General features: G+C 41.0%; 14 protein-coding genes. All 14 read right to left on the bottom strand.

Annotated elements, in window-relative coordinates:
• Nucleotides 1-40: 40 nt before the first annotated feature.
• Nucleotides 41-538 (bottom strand): DUF2004 domain-containing protein, encoded by a 498-nt coding sequence (locus LX64_RS06205; protein ID WP_111596747.1) that lies wholly within the window; start codon nt 536-538, stop codon nt 41-43.
• 206 nt (nt 539-744) lie between these two features.
• Entirely contained in the window at nt 745-2,097 is a 1,353-nt protein-coding gene (locus LX64_RS06200) for an HlyD family secretion protein (RefSeq protein WP_111596746.1), read from the bottom strand.
• A gap of 9 nt (nt 2,098-2,106) precedes the next feature.
• Nucleotides 2,107-4,302, bottom strand: a complete 2,196-nt coding sequence (locus LX64_RS06195) for a peptidase domain-containing ABC transporter (RefSeq protein ID WP_111596745.1) — start codon at nt 4,300-4,302, stop codon at nt 2,107-2,109.
• Nucleotides 4,303-7,425: a lantibiotic dehydratase gene (locus tag LX64_RS06190; RefSeq protein ID WP_158538545.1), complete on the bottom strand. Its 3,123-nt coding sequence runs from the start codon at nt 7,423-7,425 to the stop codon at nt 4,303-4,305. It abuts the gene before it with no gap.
• Nucleotides 7,426-7,476: 51 nt separating this feature from the next.
• Nucleotides 7,477-8,682, bottom strand: a complete 1,206-nt coding sequence (locus LX64_RS06185; protein WP_111596743.1) for a lanthionine synthetase LanC family protein — start codon at nt 8,680-8,682, stop codon at nt 7,477-7,479.
• A 110-nt stretch (nt 8,683-8,792) separates the two neighbouring features.
• Nucleotides 8,793-8,990, bottom strand: a complete 198-nt coding sequence (locus LX64_RS25750; protein ID WP_148707211.1) for a class I lanthipeptide — start codon at nt 8,988-8,990, stop codon at nt 8,793-8,795.
• A 202-nt stretch (nt 8,991-9,192) separates the two neighbouring features.
• Nucleotides 9,193-9,390, bottom strand: a complete 198-nt coding sequence (locus tag LX64_RS06180) for a class I lanthipeptide (protein WP_111596742.1) — start codon at nt 9,388-9,390, stop codon at nt 9,193-9,195.
• A gap of 242 nt (nt 9,391-9,632) precedes the next feature.
• Complete coding sequence (locus tag LX64_RS06175) at nt 9,633-9,818, bottom strand: class I lanthipeptide (RefSeq protein ID WP_111596741.1); 186 nt, start codon at nt 9,816-9,818, stop codon at nt 9,633-9,635.
• Nucleotides 9,819-9,851: 33 nt separating this feature from the next.
• Complete coding sequence (locus LX64_RS06170; protein ID WP_111596740.1) at nt 9,852-10,073, bottom strand: class I lanthipeptide; 222 nt, start codon at nt 10,071-10,073, stop codon at nt 9,852-9,854.
• Nucleotides 10,074-10,104: 31 nt separating this feature from the next.
• Entirely contained in the window at nt 10,105-10,290 is a 186-nt protein-coding gene (locus tag LX64_RS06165; protein WP_111596739.1) for a class I lanthipeptide, read from the bottom strand.
• Between the two features lie 272 nt (nt 10,291-10,562).
• Nucleotides 10,563-10,748: a class I lanthipeptide gene (locus LX64_RS06160; protein WP_111596738.1), complete on the bottom strand. Its 186-nt coding sequence runs from the start codon at nt 10,746-10,748 to the stop codon at nt 10,563-10,565.
• 289 nt (nt 10,749-11,037) lie between these two features.
• Nucleotides 11,038-12,180, bottom strand: coding sequence for a helix-turn-helix domain-containing protein (locus LX64_RS06150; protein ID WP_111596736.1), 1,143 nt, complete (start codon nt 12,178-12,180; stop codon nt 11,038-11,040).
• Between the two features lie 364 nt (nt 12,181-12,544).
• Complete coding sequence (locus LX64_RS06145; protein WP_111596735.1) at nt 12,545-13,546, bottom strand: outer membrane beta-barrel protein; 1,002 nt, start codon at nt 13,544-13,546, stop codon at nt 12,545-12,547.
• 94 nt (nt 13,547-13,640) lie between these two features.
• Complete coding sequence (locus tag LX64_RS06140) at nt 13,641-14,513, bottom strand: universal stress protein (protein ID WP_111596734.1); 873 nt, start codon at nt 14,511-14,513, stop codon at nt 13,641-13,643.
• Nucleotides 14,514-14,518: the final 5 nt, after the last annotated feature.

Here is a 14,518-nt window from a genome sequence, read left to right as displayed (position 1 = left end):
ACTTGCGTGAAGAGAGGCTCTATTTGTAAATAATGAATGATTAGTCTTCAATTTCTACAACCGTTACTTTTCCTTTAGAGTTCAAATACGCCACCACCAAGTAATTGTTGATGTTGTTAGGTAAACTGTAATCCATGATCACGAACTCGTTTTCCTGCTCCGGGAAAAACCCAATACGCTTCAATTCAAAGGCCGATAACAATTTCTCCTCGTCACTATTACCCTCCTTCGCATTCGCTAATAAATCAGCCAATACGGTTTTATCTAGCTTCTCATCTAAGAAAAAGCGTAATAATTGCTTAATAGTATCTTTAGTTGCTAAATCTTGTTGAAAGGCTTCCCATGCCGTTGCTTGCAACGTCGGCAATTGAGCCAATAATTCTTGTAAAGCCACTAATTTCTTTTCAGAAACGCTCACCATTTCAAAATTCAGGTCGATGCGCACAACTTTGCCGCCCAATTCGATGTCCTGCTCGTAGTACTCTTCCAACGATCTTGGATTCACATCGCCGAAAAGAGGTAGTTGAAAATTACTCATTAGTTAACTTGATTATGGATTCTTCTATACGAATATAGTCAAATCGTCAAAATTTCCTATATCCATTCTTCTTGCAATCGATTTATACATTTCGGATTGGGTCCCCATCCATGGCTTATTTGCACGGTAATTCAGCCTTTGGCCCGTTTTGATGAATGGACAAAAAGCACGGTAACAACCTGTAAATTCGTGCATAAGCGGGGCCACTAACGACGGATATTACCGTAGATTTTCTCAAACAAACGGGTTAAAACACTTTTGTTTTCGGTAATAATTTCCGCCTCGCCAAATAGCTGGGGCTGCTGCGGGATCTCTTTGCCCGCCGAAGTAATCAATTTATTATCCAAACTAATTTCTATACTATACGTACTATCCATGGCCACGTTCGACCGGCTCACCACGTGCCCCCGTAACATCCCGTATTCCTCAAATGGATAAGCAGGTAATTTAATCAACACACGCTGACCAGCCACTATCTTACCCGCTCTCACAATTGAAATATCACCCCGCGCAATGTAATTGTCGGTAGGTGGTGTTACCATCATAATACCTTCACCCGCCTGTACAAATTGGTGCGATTTCCAAATCTTAAAGAAACTCACTTGCCCATTCATAGGGCTTTCCAATATATAACGTTGCTTCCACTCGCTGTAAGCACCTTTAAAACGCTTGGCTGCATCACGGATTTTCTGTTCGTACGAATTTTCCTCGTTTTGAAGCTGCATGGCGGTTTCCGAAATGTTTTTCTCGTATTCCGTTTGCTGCAAATTATTCTGGATAATATTACTCTTGTTATCTTTCGTATTCATTTCATGATCCAAAATCCGCTTCCGCGATTCGTTAAATTCGTTCCGCGAAATCACCCGGTCTTGTACCAAGCTTGAATCTGCCGCAAACCGGTTCTGCTGAATACGGTACTGCTCCTGTAAAATATTTTCCTTTTGACCTAATACCGAATTCAATTCACCATAATAGGCCGATTGCTTTTGTAATGCCGATATTTTAGCCCGGTAAGTATTGTGGTGCAAGAAAAATTGGTAAGCTGCAATGCTCTGCTGCAGTTCTGTATATTGAGATTGTAATTCTCCCAACTGCAATCCCACGGGCAATTGCAAACTTTCAATGGTGACCCGTAATGATAAAGCACTATCAACCTGGTCAGTCATAACGGCTATCCTTAACACATCGGCATAATCTGCCGCATTTTCCAATACACATAAGATCTGCCCGGTTTTTACCACCTCGTTATTTTCTACTAATAAATTCTGTATAGGCAAACTATTACGGGCAATGATTTTTACGGGTGGATTAGCGAAACTGATCAACACGCGGGCGGGTATTACATCGGGGTATTTGAAGAAATAGGCGCCTGTAAATAGGCACAATAATATCAAACCCACGAGGATAATACCACGACGAATAATCCAGTTAGGCATCTTTCCCATGATCTCTTGCACTTCCTCGCTATGGGCCGCTTCCAAAGAAGGGTGCAGCTCGTGCCCGTTCGTAGAGGGCGCCGGTGCTATGTCGGTACTACTGATATATTCTGTTGATGGCATACGTTCTTTTTAATTCCCTAATTCTAATTGGTTTTTCACAAGGGCATAATAGTTACCCCGTTTCGCCGTTAACTCCGCATGTGTGCCCACTTCTACAATTTCCCCTTTCTCTAATACTACAATCTGGTCGGCATTCTTTACCGTACTCAAGCGGTGTGCTATCACAACCACTGTCTTCCCTTCAAAGAAACGATCTAAGTTTTCCATAATAACACGCTCATTATTCGCATCCAAAGCACTCGTGGCCTCGTCAAAAAAGAGAAACTTCGGGTTTTTATACACCGCACGGGCAATCTGCAACCTTTGCTTCTGCCCGGCACTCATGCCGTTTCCTGTATTCCCAATCTTCGTTTGGTAACCTAATGGCAAGTCTTCAATGTATTGTCGAATGTTCGCCACCTCCACGGCATGTATTAGCTGTTGGTGGTTCACTTTTTCATCGCTAATAGAAATATTCTTCGCTATGCTTCCAGAAAATACAAACCCATCTTGCATCACACTACCACACTGGTGCCGCCACCAACGTGGTGAAAGGTCCCATAGGTCTTTTGAACCTACTGTTATTTTGCCCGATACAGGTGGGTAAAACTGTAGTAGCAATTTCATCAAGGTTGTTTTCCCACTGCCACTGGAGCCTACAATGGCCGTAATTTTTCCTTCCGGTATGCGTAAGCTAATGTTCTTCAAGATATGTGGCGATTGTGGCCCCGCATATTGAAACGATACATCGTCCAATACAATATCGCCTTGCTGCTGCATCCAAGAAGGCTGCGTTACCTGGCCTTCCACTTCCTCATCGGCACGGTTGTGTATCTCGCCTAAACGATCCAAACTAATCCGCGCGTCTTGTGCCGCTTGCACAAAACTGAGTAATTGGTCGAGTGGACTATTCATTTGCCCGATGATATAGGAAATAGACAACATCATACCCAAGGTCAAATCACCACTCATCACTTCCCGGGCCGAGATATAGCTAATTAAAATGTTTTTAAGTTGATGAAAGAATACAGAACCTACCTGTTGGTATTGCCCCAATGCCAGCCCCTTTACACTTATCTTATACAACTTGGCTTGCACTTGTTCCCATTCCCAACGTTTCGCGGTTTCGCAGTTGTTTAACTTAATTTCCTGCATGCCGGTAATTAATTCAAACAGCACGTTTTCATTGTCACTCATCCGCTGGAAATGTTTGTAGTCAAGCTCCTTTCTTCGTTTTAGAAAGAAGGTAATCCACAAAATCGCCGCCGCACTAAATACTAGGAATACCCCCAATATCTTTAAACTGTAAATCGCCAGTACAATGGTAAATACAAACAAATTCACGAAGGAAAACAATGTAGAGAGGGTAGTACCTGTTAAAAATGTTTGAATCCTGGCATGGTCGCCTATCCGTTGATGAATATCACCCACCATTTTCGTGTCGAAGAACCGTATAGGCAGCTTCATCAGCTTCACCAAGAAATCGGATATAATACTTATGTTCACCCGGCTATTCATGTGCAACAATATCCAACTGCGGATCATTTCTATGGCCGTAGTGCCGGCAAATAATACCAACTGGGAAATCAATACCAAGTACACAAAGCCAATATCCTGGTGGTTAATGCCTTTATCTACCAATCCTTGTGTTAAAAACGGGGCAATTAGCGATAGCATACTCGCTATGAATACACTAAGGAATAATTGCGCCACGTATTTCTTGTACGGTCGTAAATAACTAAACAAGAAGCGGAAGCCCCGCTTGCCAGGTACTTCTTCTTCGTTCTGGTAAAAGCTTTCTGTAGGGTCTAAAATGAGTACAATCCCCGTTTTGCTGTTGCCCATCCAACTTTGCAAAAAGGTTTCTTTATCCATCTTCACCATTCCATGTCCAGGATCGGCCACTAATATTTTCTGGTTCTTTTTATCACGGTCATAATCCTGTGGTGGCAACACTACGAAGTGATTCTGGTTCCAATGGAGAATACAAGGCAAAGGCACATTCTCATCCAACTGCTCGAAGTTCGTTTTAATAGCATGCGTTCGAAACCCGATCTTCTCTGCTGCTTCGCCAATACCCAATAAGCTTACACCCTCACGGGTAATAAAGGATTGCTCTCGCAAATACTCCAAGGAGTATTGCTTGCCGTAATGCTTCGCTACCATGCGTAAGCAGGTAGGACCACAATCCATGGCATCGAGTTGTTTATAAAATGTAAAACCCATCTATTTTGCTAATTCTACAAGCGCTAATTGTGATAAATAATACTTCTCTAAAAAATGATACAGCACCAGCTCGTGCTTCCGCTGCTTGGCTACGAATATCCTGTTCAAGAACATATGTATGTAACTTGAAATAATATCCCAATGCGCCCGCTCGTGCTGTAATTGCTCGCAAACAATTTTTTGAATTTGCATGGCTAATGGCCGCGTAATAACCGATCTCTCTTCATACAAAGCAATCACTTCTTCAATCTCGTTCTCTTCATCCGCTTCACGGTTCATAAAAGAATAAATCTCTTTCTGTTGCGACCGGTATTTATCGTTTAACTGTTTGTGCAATAGCTTCATCCCACCAAATTCTTCCACGAATCCTGTTCTTAAATGGGCTAGCAGTTCTTTTTTCTCTTGTAACGAAAAATTGAAATCATCGAGTAACATGTCTACCCCTCGCATGGCTAATTTCCAACGGTACATTTCGCCTTCTGCACCATCTAGCAACGAAATAATACCCAGTACAGCCGCACTATCCGCGTAGAACAGTGTTTCACTCATTTCCATGGTAGCCGAACCATAACGCTCCAATTCCCGCACGTAAGTATCGCACTGGATGGCAGCTATTTGGCCGCTTTGAATATAGGGTTGTAAGTCACTCTCTAATTGTTGTAATAATTGCTGATTATACGCAGGTTGCGCTGTGTTCTTGATCCGCAGGCGTATATGCGGTTTGGGATCGGCATAGCGTATAAAGAAATACTCTTCAAGAAGGTCGTTGGCTTTCCACTCGGTTAACTGGGTCGATAAATAATTCGCCAATACGTCTTCGCCCACTAAGTATCCACCGTATATTTTCACATATAACCATTCGCTACCCGGTGAAAAACTGCGCGTGATAGTATGGGAAGTTACTTTTTTTACCGCAGATATGGTAGTGATGATTGGTTTTTCTTTCGGGGTGAAGTGAAGGGGAATAAGTAACTCGTTTGCATAGGAAGCTTGCTGTTCGTCACGCACAACAGTTACCTCACCGGCAAATAAATACTCTTTAAGTTGCACATCCACTTTCGCTAGGTTCTCAAATAGCAAACCGATGGCTATATCGTTCTCTAAATCCAATAACAATTCATTGTCGGCCTGCGCCATCATGACCCTTGCAGGCATGTTCCATTTCTCGCGGTAGGTTTGTAAGAAGGCTTTTTGCTCGGCAAAGGTTTTGCCTATTTGGGTGTACAATTCCTTCTTCATGTACCAATAAGCACGACTTACAATGATGTTCTTATACACCACGCGCGGCAAATACTCTCGGGAAGAGAAGATGCCCCAGTCCCAAAACAAACCGCCTACTGTTGTTTGGTGTTGTAAGTCACAAAGGAATTTATATATCGGTAAGCTGTTAAAACTATAATTATGTGCCGAACTCAACCGTGGAATCACGCGCTTGTTCAGGCGTTTACTACGTAGTATTATTTCATTGTTCCGCACACTTACCATCAAATCCGATACTGGTATTTGATGTGCTGCATCTACTCCTGGCATGCCTACATAGGGTATTTCGTATTCTCTTAGTACAGGGCGAATTAATACATTCCCGGCCCTGGCCTCTGGGAAATGCACCACCTCGGCAATGATGCAGCCCGGGTATTCAGCGGCCTCTTTTTCTAATATCGTTTTAACGATTTCTCCCAATTGCGCATCACCACTGCAAAACCTACCGAGCAAATTAGCGGCCGATGGTCCACCAAATGCTTGCAAGTTGAATTGGTATTTGCCAGCATCTACTTGTTGCGGATCATCGGCTATCATGGAACCAAATAAATAACAACTTGGTGCAAAGGCAATTGTTTCACCATCTCCAATTTGCTTTAATTCCGATTCCGTCAATTCCACCGTTTGTAGGTTACCACGCAAGGCTGCTTCGTATTTCTGTAAGCACAGTTGTGCTACCATGTTCCAGTTAATAGTTTGCCCATTTCCATTACCAGGTGTGTCCGTTACCACGTCTTCCACGAAAGGCGCATGCACGGCTTGTTCATTTGCGGCGCCGTATCCTATACCCAATTCGCTATCTAACAAAATATTCAACGGCACTTCTTGCGACTCGTAACGTTCCGTAAACTTTTGCCGAAAGGTTTGTAAATCTGGGCCTCCGCCTTTTTGTGGTGTACATAAGGCCATTAGTTGTTGTATTTGCGTAGTAATGTCGCCCATTACTTGCTCACTTATACTACAATGGACCGCCGATTTAAATAAATCCACCTGCAACAAATCCTTCGGCAAACTCAATGGAAACTTTTCTTCACAAGTTTTTACAATGGATTGTAAGCGCTGTACATCAAAATCCTGTTGCGCAAATAATGCATTCAATTGTAATAAGGTGTCACGGAAAGCATCCACTTCTTGGATGTTTTGTATCGTTGCAATTAATCGCCCCACGTTATCATCCCCCGTTATGGTAGGTTCTATAGAGGCAATCAGTAATTGAGATTTGATCAGCTCATCAATAAAGGCCGTTGCTTCTTCTACGCTAATAGTATCATCTTCAGCATGTATGATGTCTACCATTTCATCGATCGTTAAGCCTTTATCTGCTTGTTGTAGAATATTTGTAATGAAGGCTGTTTCCGTAATGGAAGTCAGCAAGTATTTTCTGCGATGGTTAACAATGATATACTCCGCGTACCGGTATTTACCGGCAACATTGTAAATACTATTGTTGCTGAAATATTGTAACTGGGTGTTAACGGCCGGTATGGATTGTATATGGTGACAAATCTTCGTGTAATAATCCATATCAATCCTAACATGTTGCCGCGATGCTGCTATAGGGGCTAATTGAAAACTAGTTTGTTCGCCGATTGTACCGGTTGTACAACCCGCAAACACACCATAAGGTGTACTGCGTGTAGAAGCACGCACCCAATATTTATATAACGACTTTCTCAGCTTATCAATTTTCTTTTCGTTGAACTCGCCGGGCATTACTTTCCAACGGTCGATTTCTGCCACAAGGTCTTTCGATGCTATATATAGTGCATATACGAAATGCGGGTGCTGGGCGAGCAGCGTATGAATATCAGTATCCAACACCGCTTTGTATTTATTTACAGGGAAGAGAGGGCTTCGTAACATGAAAAACCCGGTATGCTGCAAGGCCATATGCAATGGTTAAATGTTCAATAATTAGGATAACAAAAGGAATTCATCCCAAGGCAGCGGCTCTGCCTGCGTATGAGACAATAATGATAAACCCACACCACAACTACCATCCAACAAATCCCAGCAATAATCCCACTCCCTATCTCTACCCAACCACACTTTAATACCATGTGCCGATCCATCATTGTCAAACTTCATGAAGTCAATCGCTTTTTCATGCCATTGCGCTGCGCAATCTAAGTATGATTGATGACGGGTTTCATGCCAGAAACGACGGTAAAAAGCAGCAATACCACTAGAGCCATGACAAATACAATTATCCAATATGCCCGCCAGCTCCATAGTGTCGCGCTGCATGTTGTGTTGCATAATATGATGTGCTTCTGCTAACCATTCGTCGTTCGCCCAAGTTTTACCGCAAATCAGTAATGCTATGGCCACATTCAAATCACCATAACACCACGAAAGCCTACTGTAAACCGATTGCCCATCCATAATGGCAGGGTACAAGGGTACAGCTGCATTGTCGGCTACTTGGTTTCTATTGTTAATCATATATTCAATATTGCCCGAAACAATGGCCGTACAAGCATCTTGGGCAATACCTTTTTGGTAAATCTTCGCGAGCAATATTTGCACCGCGCAATTACCATGGGCCAAGCTAAAGGAGTTTACGCCCCCTTCTACAAATGGCTCGGTCATATAAAACATGGGAACACTTAGTCCTTGGGGTGTTTCAAAAGCTATTTTCTGTAAGGCGGTTACAAAGTCGGCTAAGTGTGCTTTTACATGTGGCTCGTTGGCATAATCCACTAAGAAATTGCAAATGCCAACGCTGCCATGTAAGAAGTCGAAGTTTTTATTCGCGATATGCGCTTTGCTATATTCAATGGCTGCTTCAATGAAGCCGGGCATGATTTCCTGTATATCAATTTCTATGAATTCATACTTGTTGAGATGGTGGAGTAACCAAAAAGGCCCGGTATGCCCGTTACAGAAACTAAAATCGGTGCCTTCGCCGGGATTAAAATTAGTATATAGCTCTTCTAATACTTCACTTGCACGGTCTTGCGTGGGATCGATGTACTGCTCGTAATAGAACATGTATAATAAAGCGCCCCATGGACCTTTAAAGAGGCTTGTGCTATATTCTGTATTGAATTTCTTTTGCTCGAACATATGCACCATATCTTCGTAAATACCCTTCAGTTGTTGCGTCGTGGCGTTCATAGATAAGTAGATTTTATACGGTAGAAGAAGGGAATCGCCGAACAATGCCGGCGACTCCCGGAAAGGACGATAGAATTATCGTAAAACAAACAGTTTAACTTACCCTGCTATTAAGGAATTTGACAGCAAGGGCGAGTTGAACTTGGTCTTGTAGCAATACAAGACGAAATAGCTAATGACTCAGTGATACATGCAGAACCTACTGTAGCACCACCAACAATTGAATTTTGTTGATCTGTGTTCAAATCTGCGATTGTCGCTTTTGTAAGCGTCAATTTTTTGTCGAGTGAAAGTTTTTTCTTCTTCATAAAAATTGAATGAAAAGTTTTGATGAATCCCTGTCTTTAGCAATGGAGCAACGCCTTGGGATGTTATCAGCGTTTTGGGTTTGTTTGACAGCGGGATAGTCGGGCTGGAGGAAGCCTGCATAAATAGAACTTTATGCGTATTCACGGGGAACATGCTACCGTGCCTGTTTTCCTTCGTCGGATCGTTGCGCAACGAATGAGATTACTCGATATCACAAATCACGCAGAATTGTTGCGTGTAAGGAATGGTATCGCAAGATTGGAAGTAAGTAGCGCATGGCGAACGCAACGTTACAGGTGCACCACCTTTAATATCGGAAAGCTGTTGACCGCTTAAGTTTGCTACGGTACCTTTTTGGATCATTAATTTCTTACCTAAAACAAGTTTTTTCTTTTTCATAATACATGTTTTTAAAGGGTGATAACTATTTGAAGCCCTATGGTAGATATTGATTGAAAATGCTCACCAGGGAAGTAATAACGGTAGCGTTTATAAACAACTACCGTTATGTAAAGTATGTATGGTAATACAAGGTTACCCTTTACGTACTTCGAGATAAGCGCAGTACATAATGCCAGCTTTCGTTGTTATATTGTTCATACGCCAACGAGCAACTAGTTGCATATGAGCAAGACTAGCAACTATGGTTCCCAACAAAGCTTGCAAGCTTGCTCTGTATAAGGAATTGTTTGGCAAGTAATTAAGCGTGTAGCACAACCTATGGTTGCTCCACCTGCCACTTGTAATTGTTCTTGTAAGGTGAGATCAGCAACAACTGTTTTGCCCAGTTGTAACTTCTTACCTAATGCAATTTTTTTCTTTTTCATAAAACGTTTGATTTGATGTAAATGAAAAATTGATTACAAGTACTTACAAGTGAGTGTTAACGACCCATGTGTTGTTTTGGATGGAGGTTGAAAGCCAATGCCTGTTTGTGTTATACACAAAGTAGTAGTCGATTCACAACCGGCTCCAACAGTAGCACCACCTTTAAGGGTAGCCTGTTCCTGGGTAGTTAATTCTGCTATGATGTTTTTATCCAGCAACAATTTGTTTTGGAGATCAAGTTTTTTCTTTTTCACCTGTAATCATTAAGCGTTTGATAATGGAAGATTAGCAAAGGATGCACTGATCTTCTGTCCAACGGAAGGTATTGCAGCTGGCTTGGTTTGTTTCACATCTTACGTTCAATGTGATGATACCACCTTTTACCAAAGCTTGTTGGTCGGTAGTTAATTGCGCAACAGTAGATTTGTTGATGTTCAATTTCTTTTGGAGATCTAATTTTTTCTTTTTCATGTTAAAGCTGTTTTTTTGGATAAGAAAATGGGAGATTGAAAGGAATAGAGGAGTGGTATATCAAATATTGATATAGCATGAGGTAAATGAACAAACCACAAACATTCAGCAAAGTAAAGGCAATAGCCGTCTCACCCAATTGCCAAAGCAAAGGAGTACAAGGCCAGCGATTAGACCCTTATAATAAGCGTGGTGAATTAATGCAATCTGCGTTTACGTGGATGCAGGTATCAATATGTTGTTATACTGTTCTTCTAATGATTTTCAATTAATTACATGCAAACGTAACCTGGACGTGGACGAGATTCGCAAGTTACTTGTGGGTCGTAAGTTGCACAATCTGCCTGCAATGTCACTGCACCGCCTTTAACATCACTTTGTTGATGCTTGGTTAACTGGGCAATAGTGGCTTTGTCAACAAACAATTTTTTTGCTAAAGAAAGATTTTTCTTCTTCATAAACAAAAAGGGTTAATGATTTTTCCTCCCCTGTCTTTTGCTATACAGACAGCAGCACCGTGGGGCGGTTGTTCAGTGCAAATCAATAAATGGAAAGTAATTTTGGCATATACGCAATATCATCACGGGTTACAAAATTCTAAATTGGCAAACAAAACAATTGCGTTTTTTGAAGATAGGAAAAAAAGACGGCATCAAAAAAAATGTTTTTTGAGTAAAATTGAAAAAATAGTAGGGCAACATTTTATTTAGATAGCCCTACTATTATAACCGTTATATCATAGTTTAATTATAACTCTGATGGTGATATTTTAAAATATTCTGTAAATGTTTTACTAAATGTAGGATACGATTTCAGCCCAAAACTAGCCACAATTTCCTTCTTCGATATTTTGGGTTTATTTTTAAACATATCCTTAATTGCCATCAATCTTATAATTAATGCTATTCCGTGAATAGTACACCCGGTATGAGCACGGCTATGGTTGATCATAGCCGCTATGAAATCATCTTCTTTTATACGCGCTCTTCTTAAAAAATTTTCTAATAAGGCTGTATAATATGATGTAGACTTATTTTTAGATCTTGATGGTATAAATTCTTCGTTGATAATGGAATCTAGAATACTATCTAAATGTTTCTTATTAATAATCATTGCATCAATCGGTACGCCTGTTTTATTAAAAGTGGGCGACTCGTGCATTCCCAATTGTTTATTATCTACCAAAACATCCTGATCTTGTTCTTCTTCTTCCTGTACATGATTGGCAACTTGTAAGGCTATTTCTAGTACTTGTAACAAGTAAATTTCAACACTCAACGGTTTTAGTTGGTCATTCGATTTCTTTATTTTACCTATAACCTCTCTTAACTCCTTGTTAATGAAGCCTTCTTTTTGAAATAAAGTACCAGCAGCATTCTTTTGTCGCAAGGTTAACCAGTCTTGTATTAAAGGATAACTTGAATGAGTTTTATTTTGTAAAAGTTCTTCACTATAATCAAAATGAATCAACTCGTAAAAACACCCAGCCTCTAATGCTGCTGTGTGCTGACCAAAAGGAACCTGGTATACATTAAATTTGTTCTGATGCATAAGAATAACCATGTTTTCCAATGCAACCGAAATAGATCCTTCAATCATGATATTGACAGCACTAAATTTCTCAAGTACTGTGGGGTACATCTTACAATCATTTGTACACCAAAAGTTTACTAAGCAAATAATGCTTCCATTGTGTTCGATTTCTTGGTACAATACTTCATAATCTGCATACCTTTCATACCAGTAATCTTGACAGAATGGTCGTAACAGTTTCTGGTATTTCTTTGGTACTTCTTTTACATTTTCATTTAATCTTAGCGTATTGTCACCATCAGTTGTCGGATAAAACCTGATAGAATTTCGTGGTCTATTTGACCCAGTTGTTTGCATAAGTAAAATGATTTTGGTTTTTACGATTTATTCTTGGAGTCAGAAACAGTGGATGCCTTATTAGTCTTACGTGATAAAATTACGCGCAATTCGATAGTTTATTTCTCACGATTACTTAACCCTATTAACAATCACTTGGTAGCACTCGTACTAGTTTTTTATTAGCTACTTTTTTGTAATAACTAATGCTTAACATATCAATAAGCCTATAAGTATTTATAGTTTTTTATAAAGATATTTCTAACACGATCTATATGTATAAACAACATTTTGCAACTTATTGGACTATGCCAAGCACAAAAAAAAGCGGCCTCTACAAAGTAGAGACCGCCCACATGCTTATGTTATAATAGCTTATAAAATCCTAAAACCTAAACTTCACACCCAAATTAGCGCCTAAGCCACCAATGTTGATATACGATTTCAAATCGTTAGCTGGTGCATTATCGTTCTTGTAGTTCGTTTTAGCGCCGGTAGTACCTATCGGCGTATTACTATTCTGATCTAATACGGTAACATAATCCGTATTCCTTTCCGCGATGCTTAAATCGTTCAACCCGCGATGTTGTGACGGTGCAACTGGTTGACCAGTAGCTGTATTCACAATATTGGTTGTTTCATCATACGCGGTTACTTCTTTACTCTTACTCTTCACCGGCACATTCCTATATTCCGCTTCTAAATAAATATCAAAGCGTTTCGAGATAGGGTAGGATACACCCAATGCTCCTTGGAAACCAATGGTGGCGTTGGGCTTAATTTCCTCCTTACGGTGAATAGTGGTTTGGGCTACAATAGTAGCCGGTTGCCCCGGTACAGCGCTTGTTTTAGTGGCATCTGTATTGATAATCAAGCGGCCCCATAAAGGTACCACCATACCAAAGCGCACATACGGGTTCCATTTCGCATAACCCGGGCTCAATACTAAACTAGGGGAGAAATCCACGGCATTCACATGCCCACGCGATTCAATACCCCCCACTGTTGTATTGGTACCCTGTATAGTAGTAACATTCCGCGTCATTAAGTTCTTCGTGCTATGGAAATAGTTAAAGGTCGCTTCCAACGACATGTATTTATTCAAGTTATATCCAAAGCTTAATCCCCCACGGGCCCCCTCTCCATACGATCCCGTTAATACTTTCTCCCGGATCGTTGTTGTGGCTCCTGTAGTAGGATTAATTACATCGTGTATATCACGCGGCGGATAAGGACCCACATCCGGGAACTGCCCCGGTGATACACTGAAAAAGTAGCCGCCTGCCACTTTCAAATAAAATTTGTTTGCCGGTTTGTTCTGTGCTTGGGTTACGGTGCTAACTGCTAATAGCGATGTGGCTATCAAAATTGATTGGATACGGTTCATGACGGAGTGTTTTGGTTTCAGTTTCTATATACAATGTAACAATTTTACGGCACTTAACAAGCGATTAATTATTTGATTTACAAGGAAATATTCTCTATTTCACCTTTACAAATAATAAGCACACTTGCACCTCTTTTTGCAACATTTCATTCGCTACACTTCCCGCAAACAAGGTCGTTAACGATGTTACACCCTGTACGCCCATAATAATCACATCATAACGGTGTTGCTTGGCGTATTGTAGTAAAGCTGTTGCCACGCTCGTTTCACTTGCTTCCACTACTTGCAAGGCCGGTAACTTCGGGTATTGCTGCTGCCATCTTTTCTTTTTCTCCACCGCATCTTTCTGTACCGATACATCCACATCCGCTCCCTGGAATACCGGGAAAAAATGGTAGTTCATTTTCGATACATACACCGGTTCACATACAAATCCTTGGTGTTGCGCATTATAGCCCCGTATCATTTCACCCCATTGCACCACGCTCGGCGTAAATTTCGAAAAATCAACCGCCTCCATTATTCTCATGGGCCTACCCTCCACCGTTTCCGGTACTAATAATACCGGGATGTGCAACATACGCACTAACTTATGACTCAGGCCGCCACTGCCTTCCATGTCTATTTTATTGCCCAACAGTACTAAGTCTATTGCATGGTGCTTCGCTTGCTGGGTGAAAGCTATTTCTGAATAATCTTCTACTGTTACAATTACTTGGCTTTGTGTATGTGCTACACCGCTGTTCGTGAGGGTTTGCTGAATATGATCTTTTATTTTTTGTAAGATGGTCGTAAGCTTACTCGGCGTTTTCAAACTAGGCGGCAATTCACTCAATTTCACATTGTGTAAAAACACCAATTTGCTCAATGGCATCCATTGCGCTAAATCACCAAGGTAGCTGGCCAATACACTGTCCATACCTGAAAGGTCGATGCCTATTAATACATTCATTGGGCGCTGTTCCATAAGGT

It is taken from the genome of Chitinophaga skermanii (assembly GCF_003259335.1).
In the GTDB taxonomy this organism is placed as follows: domain Bacteria; phylum Bacteroidota; class Bacteroidia; order Chitinophagales; family Chitinophagaceae; genus Chitinophaga; species Chitinophaga skermanii.
This window is presented reverse-complemented; position numbering and strand designations above follow the sequence as displayed.